Here is a 14,742-nt window from a genome sequence, read left to right on the forward strand (position 1 = left end):
CTTGGGCTGGTTTCAGCGCAACAGGCGCAAGCGCCGTTCATTGACCCAATAGGGTGCGTAAACGCTTGAATAAAGGGCGTTCAGCACAGCAAAAATCATTTTTACGGCAAATTGATGTGCACGATGCACATAGCCGCATAGTCCCCGCGCCTCGTTTTTTCCCGAATCCAGACCTCTGCGAAAGCGGCCTGGTAATTGCTCCTGTTCTTGTGCGCTTCTTACTCACACCCGCACGCCAGCAGGAGAAGAAAAATGAGTTCATCCGGTGATTTCCCGTTAACCGAAGCCCCGGCGTCTGCACGCAAGGGCCTGTTGTCCATTTCGATGGTGCTGTTCAGCTTTACCTTCTTCACCGGCACCATGTTTGCCGGTGGCAAGCTGGGCATGGCGTTCTCGTTTGTCGACATGCTGTGGATCGCCGCCATCGGCAACAGCCTGCTGGCCCTGTATGCCGCCGCCTTGGCGTTCATTGCCTCGCGCAGTGGGCTGAACACCGTGCTGATGGGGCGCTTTTGTTTTGGTGAGGCCGGCAGCCGGCTTTCGGATTTCCTGCTCGGCTTTGCCGAACTGGGCTGGTACGCCTGGGGCACGGCGACCGTGGCCATTGTGCTGGTGAAAATCCTGGGGCTGGCCGAGGGCCTGACCGTCCCGCTGATGATCGTGTTCGGCTTCGGTTTCAGCCTCACGGCGATCGTGGGATTCAAGGGGCTGGACCGGCTGTCGCGGGTCTCGGTGCCGCTGATGTTCATTCTGCTGGTGGTGTCGATGGTGATCGCCACCCGTCATGTCGGCGGCTTCGCCGGGCTGGCGGCGGTCATTCCACACGAGACCATGACCTTTTCTGCCGCAGTGACCATGGTGTTCGGCACCTTCGCCAGCGGCGCCACCCAGGCCACCAACTGGACCCGGCTGTCGAAGACCGGGCGGGCGGCGATCATTGCCAGCGTCATCAGCTTCCTGGTCGGCAATGGCCTGATGGTGGTGGCGGGGGCCTGGTGTGCCATCGTCTACCAGCAGGCCGATATCGTCGAAGTGATGATCCTGCAAGGGCTGTCGTTTGCCGCCGTGATCATGCTGTGCCTGAACCTGTGGACCATCCAGGGGCCGACCATCTACAACGTGTCGGCCGCCGCCTGCCACCTGCTGCGCAGTGAGCGCCGCCGGACCATGACCCTGGTGGCCGCCGCCGTGGGTGTGGTGCTGGCCATCGGTGGCATGTACGAGATGCTGATTCCGTTCCTGGTGTTGCTGGGCTCGATTATTCCGCCGGTGGGTGGCGTGATCATGGCGGACTTCTGGTATCGCCATCGTGGCCAGTACCCGCTGCTGGCCACCACCACACTGCCGCGCTACAACTACAGGGGCCTGACCGCCTACGCGGCCGGGGCGCTGGTGGCGTACAGCTCGCCGTGGGTGGCGCCACTGGTAGGCATCGCGGTGGCCGCCGTCTGCTATATCGGCCTGCTGCAGTTCAGTGGCCGGCGTGCGGCCGTGGGCTCGGTGTCGGGGCCGCAATGAGCCTGACCGTCGAAGAAGTGCTCAGGCTGCCGGGGCTCGAGCCGCTGACGGTACGGGCCAGTGCACGCTGCCTGCACCGTACCGTTCGCTGGCCGTATGTGGCCGAGAACGAAGGCATTGCCGAATGGGTCATGGGCGGTGAGCTGGTATTCGTCACCGGCATCAACCACACCCGTGATGAAGCCAACCTGCTGAGCCTGGTGGAAGACGGCGTGGCCATGGGCATTGCGGGCCTGGTGATCCTGGTCGGCAGCTCATTTATCCAGCGTATCCCGCAAGCCGTCATTGACCGGGCCGAGCAGCACGGCTTGCCGCTGATCGAGCAGCCTTACCTGCTGAAAATGGTCTTTGTCAGTCACACCATCGGCACGGCCCTTGTGCATATGGCCCAGGCCCGGCGTTCGCAGCAGGACATCCTCAGTCAGTTACTGAGTGGCGATTACCCGAGCCTGGCGATTGCCCGACAGCGCGCCGCGCATGCGCAGTTGCCGGTGGACGGCCCGCGCCGTCTGGTGGCGCTGCGCCTGTCTTCGGTGAGCGTGCTGTTCGAGCAGCACAACCCGGTACTGGCCGAGCAGCGTTTGCAGCAAACCCGGCAAGCCTTGCAGGACCATCTTGAAACCTGGAATCGCAGCCTGCATGAACCGCTGCCGGTGATCCAGCAGGGCGACCTGTTCATCCTGCTGTTGCCGGAATCCGCTACCTGGCGGGCCGACCTGATGGGCCTGTACCAGAATGTCACGGCGCTGATCGGTGACCTGACCCTGTTCATGGGGCTGGCCACGCGTGTCGAGGACTGCGGGCGTTATCGCCAGGCTTTGAACGAGGCCCGCCAGGCGCTCGATGTGGCCGAAACCCTGCACCCGGCCAGCGGCTTCTGCGATTTCAGTGAACTGGGCGTGCTGCGCCTGTTGCAGGGCATCGGTGATCGCTCGGTGATCGACCACTTTGTGCAGCAGACCCTAGGCGCCCTGATCGAGCCCTCGCGCAAACAGCCGTTTGCACTGATTGAAACCCTGGACGCCTGGCTGCAGGAAAACGGCAACGGCCACAAGGCCGCCAACCGCCTGGCGATCCACCGCAACACCATCAACCAGCGGCTCCAGCGCATCGAGCAGCAAAGCGGCCAGTCGCTGGAAGACCCTCTTTTTCGTATGAATGCCTCGGTCGCGCTGCTGGTGTGGCGCATGACCAAAGTCCAAAGCAAGGAGTCGACATGAACATCATCAACGCCCGCCTGCGCGGCAAGACCGGCCTGTTCCGCCTCGAAATCAAGGACGCGAAGATTGCCGCCATCGTCGCCCAGGCGGCGGCTGTGCCGGCCAGCGGCACCACCGACCTGGACGCCGGGCAAAACCTGGTGACGGCGCCCTTTGTCGAGCCGCACATTCATCTGGACGCCACGCTGACCGCTGGCGAACCGAGCTGGAACATGAGCGGTACGCTGTTCGAAGGTATCGAGCGCTGGGCCGAGCGCAAGGCGCTGGTGACCCACGAAGACACCAAGGTGCGGGCGCGCAAGACCATCGAGATGCTGGTCGACCACGGTATCCAGCATGTGCGTACCCATGTCGATGTCACCGACCCCAGCCTGGCGGCGCTCAAGTCAATGCTGGAGGTACGTGAAGAAACCCGGCACCTGATCGACCTGCAGATCGTGGCCTTTCCCCAGGAAGGCATCGAATCGTTCAAGGACGGCCGCGCGCTGATGACCGAAGCGGTGGCGATGGGCGCCGATGTGGTGGGCGGTATCCCGCATTTTGAAAACACCCGCGAGCAGGGCGAATCGTCGGTGAAATTCCTCATGGACCTGGCAGAGCGCACCGGCTGCCTGGTGGATGTGCATTGCGACGAAACCGACGACCCGCATTCGCGCTTTCTGGAGGTGCTAGCCGAACAGGCGAGGGTACGCGACATGGGCGAACGGGTGACCGCCAGCCATACCGTGGCGATGGGTTCCTACGACAACGCCTACTGCTACAAGCTGTTCCGTCTGCTCAAGCAGTCGCGGATCAACTTCATTTCCTGCCCGACCGAGAGCATTCACCTGCAAGGGCGCTACGACGGTTATCCCAAGCGCCGTGGCCTGACCCGGGTGGCCGAGATCGACCGGGCCGGCCTGAATATCTGTTTTGGCCAGGACTCGATCGTCGATCCGTGGTACCCACTGGGCAATGGCAATATCCTGCGCATCCTGGAGGCGGGCCTGCATATCTGCCACATGCTCGGCTACGAAGACCTGCAGCGCTGCCTGGACCTGATCACCGACAACAGCGCCCGCACGCTGCACCTGGGCGAACGCTACGGGCTGGAAGTGGGGCGGCCGGCCAACCTGCTGATCCTCTCGGCACCCGATGACTACGAAATGATCCGCAGCCAGGGGCAGGTATTGATGTCGATCCGCGCAGGCAAAGTGCTCATGCAACGCCACCCGGCCCGCGTCACCCGGCACCCCGATCTGAAGATCGCCCCGTAGGAGCGCGCTTGCCCGCGACCGGCTGCGCAGCAGTCGTAAATTTTCAGCGTTTCATAAATTTTAAATGCGTCCACAGCTCAGCATTTGTGGCGTCTGGCAAATTTTGCGAGCGCTGCGCACTCGGTCGCAGCATTCCGGCATTCCGGCAAGCGCGCTCCAGGCCTTGCGGCGCGAGAAGCTGATGCTTCCCGGCGCCGCGACGCCCGCTTGGATTACGGCGAGATCGGATCGCTCGCCGGGAAGGTTTCTTCCACCGCTTCGTCCAGTTGCCTGTCGCTGACCGTGCGTTTTTCCAGGGCCTGTTCGCAATGGCAATTATCGGACGGGCAGGGCGCACCATCAGGGTGTCGATCGGCACAGGCCTCGCTGCACCAAGTCTTGCCGTCCCGCTCTACGGGGTCGTGGGCATTCACCGAGCAGGTGCAGCCCGGGCATGCGCAGAGTTCTGTCGTGGTAGCTGACATAACGCTCTCCTTACTTCATGGCCTCTTGGCGCGAGGCATCAGGGTTTGAATACGGCACGCAGGCACTGGTCGTTTTTCTCCTTGAACAATCGGTAGCCTTCGGGTGCATCTTCCAGGCTCATCGGGTGGGTCAGCAGGTATGAAGGGTCCAATTCGCCTTTCTGGATGTGTTCGAACAGCGTACGGGCATAGCGCTGGCCGGGCTGCTGACCGGACTTGAGTGTCAGTGCCTTGTTGACGATGGCACCCATGGGAAACTTGTCCAGCAACCCGCCGTAGACACCGATCACCGAAACCGTGCCGCCTTTACGACAGGCCCGTATGGCCTGGCGCAGCACGGTGCCGCGTTCGGTGTGCAGCCTCAGCATCTGCTTGGCCTTGTCGTAGGCATGGTCGATTTCGGTGCCATGAGCTTCCATGCCCACGCAGTCGATGCAGCGGTCCGGCCCGCGGCCACCGGTCAGCTCCAGCAAGGCCTCGTGCACATTGGTGTGTTCATAATTGATGACGATGGCGTTGCCGCGCTCCTGGGCCAGTTTCAGCCGGTCAGGGTAGCGGTCGATGGCAATGACGCGTTCTGCGCCCAGCAGGTAGGCGCTGCGGATCGCCATTTGCCCCACACCGCCGCAGCCCCAGACCGCCACGGTATCGCCGGGCTGGATGTCGGCGATGTCGGCGGCAAAATAGCCAGTGGGCGCGGCATCGGAGACGAACAGGGCTTGTTCATCGCTGACGCCTTCGGGCACCTTGAACAGGTTGGTGTCGGCATACGGCACGCGGATATAGGTCGCATGGCTGCCCGGATAACCGCCGAAGGCGTGGCTGTAGCCCAGGATGCCGCAGCACGGCTGCCCGTAGGCCAGGTCCGTGACCGACGGATTGGGGTTGGAGTTGTCGCAACAGGAAAAATCGTTGCGCTGGCACGGCTCGCAGTGGCCGCAACCGATGATCGAAATGCTGATCACCTTGTCGCCTTTGCCCAGGCCCGTGACGCCTGGGCCAACCTCGACGATTTCGCCCATGAATTCATGGCCGATGATGTCGCCAGGCTTCATGGCTGGCACGTAGCCGCCCAGCAGGTGCAGGTCCGAGCCGCACACGGAAGAGAGCGTGACGCGAATGATCGCATCGCGCGGGTTGAGTATCGAAGGGTCGGCCACGTTGTCGACCTGCAGTTTATTGGGCCCTTGCCAGGTCAGTGCGCGCATCAGACCACCCCCTTTTCAATGGCTACGCCGGTTTTTACGGCGGGCTCGTCCTTGTCTGGCGCCACCCCGGTCTCCGGGGTGCCATGGACATAGAAGAAGTCGCGGTCGTCATCGGGGCGCAGGCGGTTAGTGGTGACCTCACCGGTTTCCAGTTGCTGCTTGATCGCCCGCAACGCATTGAGCAGGGCTTTGTCGGTAAACAGGCCAATCGCACGCGCCAGGCCATAGCCCAGCGTCCCCAGGGTGGGCTTGCAGATAACCACCGCCTTGAGCTGCGTACCGCGCCCTGCCGGTGCAGGCGCCAACGCGACCGAGACCACGTGTTGCCAGGGTGAACCATCCGGCGTCTTCCATTGCAGGGTATGCGCGTCTTGTGTCGAGGCCGTGCGGGTGAGCGTGCACCGCACCTGGCGCCCAGCGGGGGCGCGAAGGGTCCAGCGCGTGGTATCGGGACCTGTTTCTTCAACCCGGTCGACCCAGCGCAGCAGGGGACCGACATTTTTTTCGGCCTGGATGAATTCACGCACTTCATCCAGCGGCCGGTTGATGGTAATGCTGCGCATGATGGCTTCACTGACGGGCCAGTCATGCTCGACACTGAAGCGCTGCTCGAAAGGCGTGGGCGTCAGCGCTTGCTTTAACGCGCAATGCCCCGTTGCACCACGAAACACCGCATAGGCGCCTGCCGCCACTTGCAAGGCACCGCTCAGGCCACCCTTGTACCAGCCGTGCAGCAGCAGCGCAGCGCCGCCGCCCACTGACAGCCGGCGCTCGGCCGGCGTCATCGCGCCACGCGGACCGTTGTGGTGATCGGTGTGAGTCGCTACCAGAGGATGTTCAGGCATATCAATCTCCTTGAGTTGTCGACGCCGCCGCCCGGCCTGCATGGGCCCTGGCAGCGACGAGCCATCAGCGCTTGGCTTGAGCGTGGGGATTTTCCGAGCGTTGCAGGAAGGCTGCCGTGATCTGCGGCAGATGCTCTCTGAGCCAGTCGGCCATGGCGATTTCCTGCGGCAGGATCTGTTCGCAGGCGCGCTGGGTTTCAGTGTCACCCGCCAGGCGAGCGGCTTCGAACAACACGGTGTACATGGCGATTTCGATGTTTTCGAACACATAGCCGCTCATGGCGCCCTTGACCACTTCATCGCTCATGGTCATGCCGCCGACGGCTTGGCCGAAGGCCATCAACTTGCCGCCGATGTCCTTGAGTGTCGAAGGACTGCTGCCCAGCCGGTTGAGGCATCCCTCGAGCAATTCGCGCTGCTCGCAGGTTTCCTCGATGTGTTGAACGATGCGCTGCTTGAGTACGGGGTAGTTTTCGAGGCGCTCGGATTGCGCCTTGAGCATTTTTTCCACCTGCTGTTCCATCGCATGCGCGTCACGCAGCCAGTCGAGCAGGTTTTCTTGAACCGTTGCCATGATTCAATCCTCCGTCGGTGATGTTTTCGATAGAAAAAATCGCGCCGCTTGAGGTTCCCTGTCTGACAGGTGGGGCCTGATGAACGGTTATTTAATAATGTAGTTGTACAAGCCCATGGCACAGGAGATCAGCGCAAGAGACAAAATGAACGCCGACACCGCGGCACCCACGTACTCATGGCTGTAGGGGAAGATAGACCGTGCCTGTTCGGTCGACAGGCTTTTCAGGTAGCGGTAGCGAACAACGAAATAAACCAGGCTGATGCAGGGGTAGATAAAGATCACCAGCATGAGCAGTTTGCCCCCGCCCACCAGAGCCAATAGCACAGCCGTCATCAGATAACTGCCATTCACCCAGGCATCCATTGTCTTGAGCCTGAGATGAACGTTGCGGCTGGGTTCTTTATCGCGGCTTATTCGGCGAGGGTGCATCCTGATCTCTTGAGTGGGACTTTACATACCGGAACATTACAGACTCCGGGCTATGGCTCCAACATCAATGTGCGCCAGACGATGGCGGGCATCGAATCGGGTTGCAGGGCAACAGGGTCCGTATTCGACACAGCCTCGGGATCTATTGGCTTTGGTTTGTTGTCCGGCAGGTGAAGGGGGGTATCGATCACCCCATCATCGTTATCGACAGTTGTCATGCTCAGGCATCCAGAAACGCCGTCACGCTTGCCACGAAGTGAGTATGGTGCTGAAAAATACCGCCATGCCCGGCATCTTCGTAAATGATCAAATGTGAGTTCGCAATGCGCCTGGCCAGATCGGCAGAGTGCGCCGTAGGGACCATGATGTCGTTATCGCCGTTGGCAATCAGTGTGGGAATCCTTATCCGGTCCAGAGAATGGGACGGCTGTCGGCCCCAGGCGACGATAGCCTGTAGTTGACGCCAGAACGCGATGGGCGTGGCGGGTTTGTCGCGGTCCGTCCTGCGTTCTTTCAAGCGTTGCAGAAAATGCCTGGCAGCTTGCTGTCCATTGGCTGTTGAGGTGAAAAACAGGTAGGCCTTTGGATCACGCAACGTGAATAACCCCTTGAGCATCAAGGGCCAGCTCACCGACCAGACACGGTCGATGCCTGCACCACCCGCCGGCCCTGTACCGGTGAGCACCAGCCGGCGCACCAGGTCCGGCGCGCTCAGCGCTATTTCCTGGGCCACGAAGCCCCCCAGTGAAAACCCCAGCAGGTCGACCTTGTCGAAGCCAAGCGCCCGGATGACAGCGATGGCATCTACGGCCATTGCACGAACCGTGTTGGGAGAGGTGCCACCGGACAAACCGATGCCGCGATAGTTGGTGGCGATAACGCGCCGTGAATGAGAAAGCCCATCCACTACCCGAGGGTCGAAGTTATCCAGAACAGCGCCCCAATGGTTCAGCAGAATGAGCGGAATATCACCCTTGGGACCTGTATCGCGGTAAGCGAATACCGTTTTATCAATCATGATCCATTGGTTGGCAGCCGTGATGAACGGCGTACCCGATTGGAAAGGCGACAGGTCTTTTCTGTTCATGTGTGCTCTGCAACGGCAATCAAAGCCGTCTCCACAAAGGGAAATGACTGGGGATTATGATGCTGACCGTAATCAAAATCCATCATTTTGATTATGAATGACATCATAATTAAGGCGATGAGGTCAGAGAAGGCGGCGCGAGAGGGATATAAGAGGAGCGATGGCCTTGGGCAGGAAAACACCCAATAGCTGTATTTATATACAGTTATCGGGTAGTCGCCTGATTTTCCTGCTTGCTCATGCGGTTCAGCACCTGATCGTCAGCGCAAAAGGCGCATGACCCAATGAACACTGGGCTTTGCGGGAAGGGCGGGGGCGTGCGATAGCATTTTGGAAAAAGGTCAGGCCTGGAAAAAGTGTCAAGATTACGGGGGTTTCAAGGTGACTGTATGAATATACAGTAATAGAGGCAGGGCAGACGCTTTTCCTGCCTGCACGAAAAAGGGCCCCTTGGGGCCCTTGTCCGTCACAGCCAGATCCAGTCAGGACAGCCACGACTCAACGGTGTTCGAACCGTGCTCGGACTTCCACTCTTTCAGGGTCTTGTGATTGCCACCCTTGGTCTCGACCACTTCACCGGTATGCGGGTTCTTGTATACCTTGACCGAGCGAGGCTTGCGCGGCGCTTTTTCCGGGGCCGGTGCAGGGCGACCGGGCTTGGCAGCCAGGCGTGGATCCAGGACCGAGATAATGTCCTTGAGGCTCTTGTTGTAGTCGCCCAACAAGGCACGCAATTTGGTCTCAAACTCGATTTCTTGTTCAAGGCCCTTGTCGCCTTTCATGGCCTCCAGTGCAGCGAGTTGCTCGGCAAGGTGACGTTCAAGTTGGCGGAATTCAGCAAGTTTAGACATTGGAGCTCCAGGCAGGGGGAAGATTAACGGGGTTAATTACTATGACCGGTGGCCGGGATATGAGTTGCACTTAATTATGAATATCTTGCCATTACACTTTTCAGCGGCGCTGTCATTGCAGGACCCCGCCTTTGAATCTGGCAGACAGCTGCGAAACCGGGGCATTGAAAGTTACCGCCTTGTGCGCACGGATGGGCCATTGAAAGAAGACCGGTGCGGACACTGCGCCTGCGAAGAGTAAAGGCGCTTGCCAATGCGTTAAGTCTTTTAATTGGACCGCACTTGCGCACGCCGTGACATCAACACCAGGGTAATCCCCACAAGCACGGCGCACGACGCCAGCACCAGCCGCAGCGAGAGGCTTTCGCCCAGGAATATCAAGCCGCCGACAGACGCCAACACCGGAACACTGAGCTGCACCGAGGCCGCCTGGAATGAACCGAGCCTGGGCATCACCCTGTACCAGAGGGCGTACCCGATCCCGGAGGCAATGGCACCGGAGACCAGCGCTGCAATGACACCGGCTAGCGTCATCCGGATCTCATCGGCCTGCAGCAGCGCAACAAGCACAATGGCGGGAATGGCCAGCATGAAGTTGCCCGTCGTTGAACCCAGCGGGCTTGATGCCCCCTTTCCCAGAATCGAATAAATGCCCCAGGCCATCCCGGCGATGATCATGATCATTGAGCTGATGAGGGGCGGGGCGCTGCTGCCTGGCAGCAGCAGCGCGACCAGGCCGGCAGACGCGATCAGCAATCCGGCGACGGCGGGGACCGACAGGCGCTCGCCCCGGAACAGTCCATAGCCGACGATCGTCATCTGCACAGCGCCAAACAACAGCAGGGCGCCGGTGCCGGTGTCGAGCTGCACGTAGGCGTAGGCAAACCCCAAGGCATAGACAAACAGCGATAACGCACCTTTCCAGTTGCCCTGCATACTTTCGGTTTTTGTGCGCAGGCTGGAAATCAACCACAACGCCAACGCCCCACTCAGCAGGCGCACAAGGGTAAAGGCCACCGGGTCGATGGCCTCGCCGCGCAGGGCCACCCGGCACAGTAACGAATTGGCTGCAAAGGCGAGCATGGCAAGCGCCGTCAGCAGCATCAGCCGGTGCTGTTTGCTCAAGGGGGCGATCAGGCTGGAACTCGGGTTCACTTATTATTCCTCCACGGGGTCGGGTCGGATGGGTGATGGATTGGCGTTTCAGCCCGTCCAGCCTGAGCATAGGGCTTCAAGCAGGCCGCGCCACGGTAAAGGCACTAAAGCGCATAGATGCACTGCGACAATCTGTCCACCCCCCTGGCAAGCAGGCCTTGCGCAGGAACCGGCGGGCAAGGGGTGTGGCAGTCGGTCGCAGGCCGTGCGGCCAGGGCGCCTCTCTTCAAGCGGGCGGCTTTAGGTGCTAAAGTCGCCGCCCATGAAAAAGTCACCTACCCACCGCACCTCCATCGTAATGGCACTGTATTTTTGCGTGCTGTTCAACGTGCTGTCGTGCGGTATAGGTCATGGGCAGGCCCTCGGCCTGGCCCTCAATGGCATCGGTGGCAGCTATTGCAGCCTGGGCAGTAATGCTTCGGCCTTGAGCGATCAACAGGATAGCGCCCTGAGCGCTGCCGACTGGAGCAACCTGTTCACGTGCCCGATGGGCTCGGCGAGCCTGCTGGTTCTGGTGTTTCTCATCGCTGTTGCCTGGCTGCTGGCACGCGCCAACCGCCCGGCCGTGATGCGCGAGGTGCGCAGCCAGGCACCGCCACGTTACTGCTGGCCTTCGGCCAATCCTCGAGCTTCTCCTTTCTGATACGGCTTGCGCTTTAGCGTTGGGCAGGCCTTTGCCTGCCGGCGAACGCTGACGGTAATCCCGGGTCGCCCTGCACAGGCGGCACGGGCCTGCCGCAGGCTATCTGAATTGAGGAGCACACAATGTCTCGTACCCTGACGGGGCCGGCCCTGCTGGAAGCCCTTGCGCGCCCGGCGCACAAGGTCGATGCCCGGCTGCCGTTTCCCGATTACCCCTGCAATGCCCGCAGTTTCGTCAACCTGGATGCGCGCCTGTTACCGTACTGGCACACCTTGTTCGACGTCTGCCCTGGCTTGCTCAAGCTTGACCCGCCGGAAGGGCTTGAACTGTTTCGTCGCTTCATGACCTGGGCCTATCGTCATCACCCGGCCCTGGACTGGACCTATTACATCAGTGTGTGCCGCTGGTTGCTGGGGTCGCCGTACAAGGCGCGGGTTACCGAGGAGCATGTCGAGGCCTTCATGGTGGCGGCCGCCGCGCTGTGGGTTACTACCGATGTGTCCCAGGCCCGTGGCCTGCTATTGGCCTGGCAACCGATGGCCGATGTGGTGGTGGAATGGAAGCCGGGGATGCAGCCAACCACGGCCTGGCCGCACGAAAACCTGCCACCACCGCCTTGGGCATTTTCCTGGAGCCCGCTCAGCGGCAAGGGCCAGGGCGGATTCCGGCGTTGGCTGCCGGTGCCGGGCTGAGCCAGGAACCGATCATGCACCTGTCCCGGACCGACCGCTCACTGATTGCATGGATGCTCTACGCCAGCGTCCTGTTCAGTCTGTTCGCGTACAGCCTGCACCATGGGCAAATGGCAGGGCTGGCGCTCAGCGGGCTCGACGGCGGTTACTGCACGATGGACAGTGGCGCCGGCCTGGGGCAGGGCAGTGGCGCTGATCATACCCAGAAGGTGGCTGCCCAACTGTCCTGCCCATTGTGTTCGACCTCCGGCATGGCCCTGGCCCTGAACTCGCTGGGTTGGGGATTGCATGCGGTCTTTCTGGGCGCGAACGCACCGATTGTCGTGCGCAGTTGGGCCCAGCCGCCACCGCGTGACCTGTGGCCCTCGCGCAACCCCCGCGCGCCACCCGTGCCTATTCCCGCTGTGACCCCCACCGTCTGAGTCCGTCAGCCTGCGCCTTGTCGCAGCCGGAAACAGCGTCACATTTTCTGCGTGGAAGTCGTTGTTCATGAATAAAAGAAACGCCGCTACGGCGCTGCTGCTGGGCGCCTGCAATATCGCGTGGGCGCAGGAGGCAGCGCTGCAGCTCGACCCCCTGAGGATTGAGGCCGGCCGGGAATACCCTTCGGGGCTGAGCCTGGATCAACCGATCAGGACCGGGTCGCGCCTGGGGTTGAGTGCCCGCGAAACACCAGCCTCAGTGAGCGTGGCTGATCGGGCCGTGATCGAGCAGCGTGGTGCCAGGGACACTCAGGAGATCATCAATGCCATGACCGGGGTCAATGCCTCGGCCAATCCCGGTTACGGCGGCTTCGTGTCCTATCGGGGCTTTACCCAGAACCAGATCACCCAGCTGTATAACGGCATCAACCTGGGCTACAGCAGCGCCACGCGCCCGATCGACGCCTGGCTGGTCGAGCGTATCGAACTGATCGGCGGGCCCTCGAGCTTTCTGTATGGCGCCGGTGCCGTCGGCGGATCAATCAACACGATCAGCAAGCTGGCCGGTCGTGAGACGCAACAACTTGAAGGGCGCGTGCGCTATGGCCGTTTCGATGATTCGGAAATAGCCGCAGGCTTCAATCAGGCGCTGGGCGATCCTGCGACCGAGCCCCGGCATTTCCTGCGCATGGATTTCAGCCGCGGCCGCGACAATGGCTACATCGACCGCAATACCCGGCAAACCGACAGTTTCGCGGCCTCGTTGCTCAGCGACCTGACCCCGGACCTCAGTCACACCCTGGCGCTGGAATATCTGGAAGACAAGGAAGACAACCCCTATTGGGGCTCGCCAATCCTCAACCCGGTCGGTCGCAGCATGAGAATCGACAAACAGCGCCGGTTTGAAAACTACAACGCCGACGACGGGCGCTACGAGCAACGCGTGCGCTGGTTGCGCTCGATCATCGACTATCAACTGGCGACTGACACAAGCCTGCAGAACACCCTGTACCACTACGACGCCCAGCGTGATTACCGCAACCTGGAGAACTACCGCTACAACGCCGACAATTCACAGGTGATCCGTTCCGGCGCCTATTTGCAACGGCATGAACAGACCGTCTTGGGCAATCGCCTGGAAGTGCAGCACGAGCAGGCTCTGTTCGGACGGCGCAGCCAGTGGGCGGTGGGGCTCGATTACTCGGTCATGCGCCAGGACCTGTACCCCACCAACGGTTCGACGTCCGACACTGTGGACCCGGATCATTTCGATGCGGGGCGTTTCCACGACCTGCCGGGAATGGACAATGGCCTGAAAAAACAGCGCAGGCACGAAATCACCACCCAGGCGCTGTTCATTGAAAACCGCCTGGAACTGACCGAACGCCTGGCCTTGCTCACCGGCTTGCGTTACGACCACCTGGACATGGAAGTGAGCAATTACGGCGCGGTCTCGGCAACCAGTCCGGCCTGGTTCGAGCGACGTTGGGAGCCACTCAGCGGCCGGGTCGGGCTGCTGTATGCCTTCAGCCCGAGCGCCAATGCCTACGTGCAATACAGCACCAGTGCCGATCTGCCGGCCGGGTCGCTGGCCTCGGCCACGTACTCCAATGTCGGCCTGTTCGACCTGTCCAAGGGCGAGCAATGGGAGGTCGGCAGCAAGTTCGATTTCCTTGATGGCCGGGCCTCGGCCACCGCTGCGCTGTACCAGATCGTGCGGCGCGACTTTGCCGTGCGTGACTCGGTCAATCCTGACCTGACCGTGCAGGCCGGGCAACAGACCTCACGCGGCATCGAACTGGCCGGCAAGCTGCAGGTGACGCCGCGCTTGCTGGCCGAAGCCAACTACACCTGGGTCGATGCGCAGTACGACCGGTTCAACGAGGCCGTGGGCGGGGTGTCCGTCTCGCGCAAGGGCAACACCCCGACCAACGTACCGGACAGCGTGGCCAACCTCTGGCTGACCTACCGCCTGGCGGATGACTGGCAAGTGGGCGCCGACGGGCGCCATGTGGCCTCGGTCTATGCCGACAACGCCAATACCCTCAAGGCGCCGTCGTACACCTTGTGGGGCGCCTTTGCGCGTTACCGGCTCGATGAACACACGGCCATCACCGCCCGGGTACGCAACCTGACCGATGAGCTGTACGCCCGGCAGGCCTATGCCAGCCAGTACTACATGGGTGAGCCGCGCAGCCTGGACCTGTCTGTAGACCTGCGTTTCTGAGCCTTGCGAACTGACCGGTTCAAGGCCGCGCCTGACGGCGTGCCTTGTCCTGTGACCTGAACACATTAATGGCGTTGACGTGCGGCCCGCCTGGCCGCGCGTGCAACGCAGGTTTTGCCAAGGAATTCGTTATGCATAAGCACATTCA

The 14,742-nt window shown here is 61.3% G+C and carries 16 protein-coding genes; 7 read left to right on the forward strand and 9 right to left on the reverse strand.

Annotation, left to right across the window (positions count from 1 at the left end; genetic code table 11):
* The first annotated feature begins 252 nt into the window (after positions 1-252).
* Genes codB through codA form a run of 3 tightly spaced genes read left to right on the forward strand, consistent with a single transcriptional unit; the run spans position 253 to position 3,994 of the window.
* The gene (gene codB, locus DGA31_RS04435) at positions 253-1,518 is read left to right on the forward strand and encodes a cytosine permease (RefSeq protein ID WP_056839414.1); all 1,266 of its coding nucleotides are present in this window, start codon (positions 253-255) and stop codon (positions 1,516-1,518) included.
* A complete protein-coding gene (locus DGA31_RS04440) occupies positions 1,515-2,738 on the forward strand; it encodes a PucR family transcriptional regulator (protein WP_109511687.1) in 1,224 nt (407 codons plus the stop codon). The genes codB and DGA31_RS04440 overlap by 4 nt, the downstream gene beginning before the upstream one ends.
* The gene (codA, locus tag DGA31_RS04445; protein ID WP_109511688.1) at positions 2,735-3,994 is read left to right on the forward strand and encodes a cytosine deaminase; all 1,260 of its coding nucleotides are present in this window, start codon (positions 2,735-2,737) and stop codon (positions 3,992-3,994) included. The genes DGA31_RS04440 and codA overlap by 4 nt, the downstream gene beginning before the upstream one ends.
* 212 nt (positions 3,995-4,206) lie before the next feature.
* Here codA and DGA31_RS04450 read toward each other — a convergent pair whose 3' ends face one another.
* The 9 genes from DGA31_RS04450 to DGA31_RS04485 all read right to left on the reverse strand — a co-directional run bounded on the left by DGA31_RS04450 (position 4,207) and on the right by DGA31_RS04485 (position 10,559).
* Positions 4,207-4,458, reverse strand: a complete 252-nt coding sequence (locus DGA31_RS04450) for a metallothionein (RefSeq protein ID WP_109511689.1) — start codon at positions 4,456-4,458, stop codon at positions 4,207-4,209.
* A gap of 38 nt (positions 4,459-4,496) precedes the next feature.
* On the reverse strand, positions 4,497-5,666 hold the full coding sequence (locus tag DGA31_RS04455; protein WP_109511690.1) for a zinc-dependent alcohol dehydrogenase: 1,170 nt from the start codon (positions 5,664-5,666) through the stop codon (positions 4,497-4,499).
* Positions 5,666-6,511, reverse strand: coding sequence for an SRPBCC family protein (locus DGA31_RS04460; RefSeq protein WP_056839403.1), 846 nt, complete (start codon positions 6,509-6,511; stop codon positions 5,666-5,668). Before DGA31_RS04460 ends, DGA31_RS04455 begins: the two co-directional genes overlap by 1 nt.
* A gap of 64 nt (positions 6,512-6,575) precedes the next feature.
* A complete protein-coding gene (locus DGA31_RS04465; protein WP_109511691.1) occupies positions 6,576-7,085 on the reverse strand; it encodes a ferritin-like domain-containing protein in 510 nt (169 codons plus the stop codon).
* An 87-nt stretch (positions 7,086-7,172) separates the two neighbouring features.
* Positions 7,173-7,451, reverse strand: coding sequence for a hypothetical protein (locus DGA31_RS04470; RefSeq protein ID WP_056839401.1), 279 nt, complete (start codon positions 7,449-7,451; stop codon positions 7,173-7,175).
* A 116-nt stretch (positions 7,452-7,567) separates the two neighbouring features.
* Positions 7,568-7,735: a hypothetical protein gene (locus DGA31_RS29765; protein WP_153811667.1), complete on the reverse strand. Its 168-nt coding sequence runs from the start codon at positions 7,733-7,735 to the stop codon at positions 7,568-7,570.
* Between the two features lie 2 nt (positions 7,736-7,737).
* Complete coding sequence (locus tag DGA31_RS04475) at positions 7,738-8,604, reverse strand: alpha/beta fold hydrolase (RefSeq protein WP_109511692.1); 867 nt, start codon at positions 8,602-8,604, stop codon at positions 7,738-7,740.
* Positions 8,605-9,086: 482 nt separating this feature from the next.
* The gene (locus tag DGA31_RS04480; protein WP_109511693.1) at positions 9,087-9,455 is read right to left on the reverse strand and encodes a histone-like nucleoid-structuring protein, MvaT/MvaU family; all 369 of its coding nucleotides are present in this window, start codon (positions 9,453-9,455) and stop codon (positions 9,087-9,089) included.
* A gap of 267 nt (positions 9,456-9,722) precedes the next feature.
* The gene (locus DGA31_RS04485; protein WP_056840148.1) at positions 9,723-10,559 is read right to left on the reverse strand and encodes a DMT family transporter; all 837 of its coding nucleotides are present in this window, start codon (positions 10,557-10,559) and stop codon (positions 9,723-9,725) included.
* A 313-nt stretch (positions 10,560-10,872) separates the two neighbouring features.
* Between DGA31_RS04485 and DGA31_RS04490 the strand changes: the two genes are divergently transcribed.
* The 4 genes from DGA31_RS04490 to DGA31_RS04505 all read left to right on the forward strand — a co-directional run bounded on the left by DGA31_RS04490 (position 10,873) and on the right by DGA31_RS04505 (position 14,594).
* Positions 10,873-11,253 (forward strand): DUF2946 domain-containing protein, encoded by a 381-nt coding sequence (locus DGA31_RS04490; RefSeq protein WP_109511694.1) that lies wholly within the window; start codon positions 10,873-10,875, stop codon positions 11,251-11,253.
* A gap of 122 nt (positions 11,254-11,375) precedes the next feature.
* The gene (locus DGA31_RS04495; protein ID WP_109511695.1) at positions 11,376-11,945 is read left to right on the forward strand and encodes a putative natural product biosynthesis protein; all 570 of its coding nucleotides are present in this window, start codon (positions 11,376-11,378) and stop codon (positions 11,943-11,945) included.
* A gap of 14 nt (positions 11,946-11,959) precedes the next feature.
* Entirely contained in the window at positions 11,960-12,367 is a 408-nt protein-coding gene (locus DGA31_RS04500) for a DUF2946 family protein (RefSeq protein ID WP_109511843.1), read from the forward strand.
* A 67-nt stretch (positions 12,368-12,434) separates the two neighbouring features.
* The gene (locus DGA31_RS04505) at positions 12,435-14,594 is read left to right on the forward strand and encodes a TonB-dependent receptor (RefSeq protein ID WP_109511696.1); all 2,160 of its coding nucleotides are present in this window, start codon (positions 12,435-12,437) and stop codon (positions 14,592-14,594) included.
* The last annotated feature ends 148 nt before the right edge of the window (positions 14,595-14,742 follow it).

The organism is Pseudomonas ovata, from assembly GCF_003131185.1.
Taxonomy (GTDB): domain Bacteria; phylum Pseudomonadota; class Gammaproteobacteria; order Pseudomonadales; family Pseudomonadaceae; genus Aquipseudomonas; species Aquipseudomonas ovata.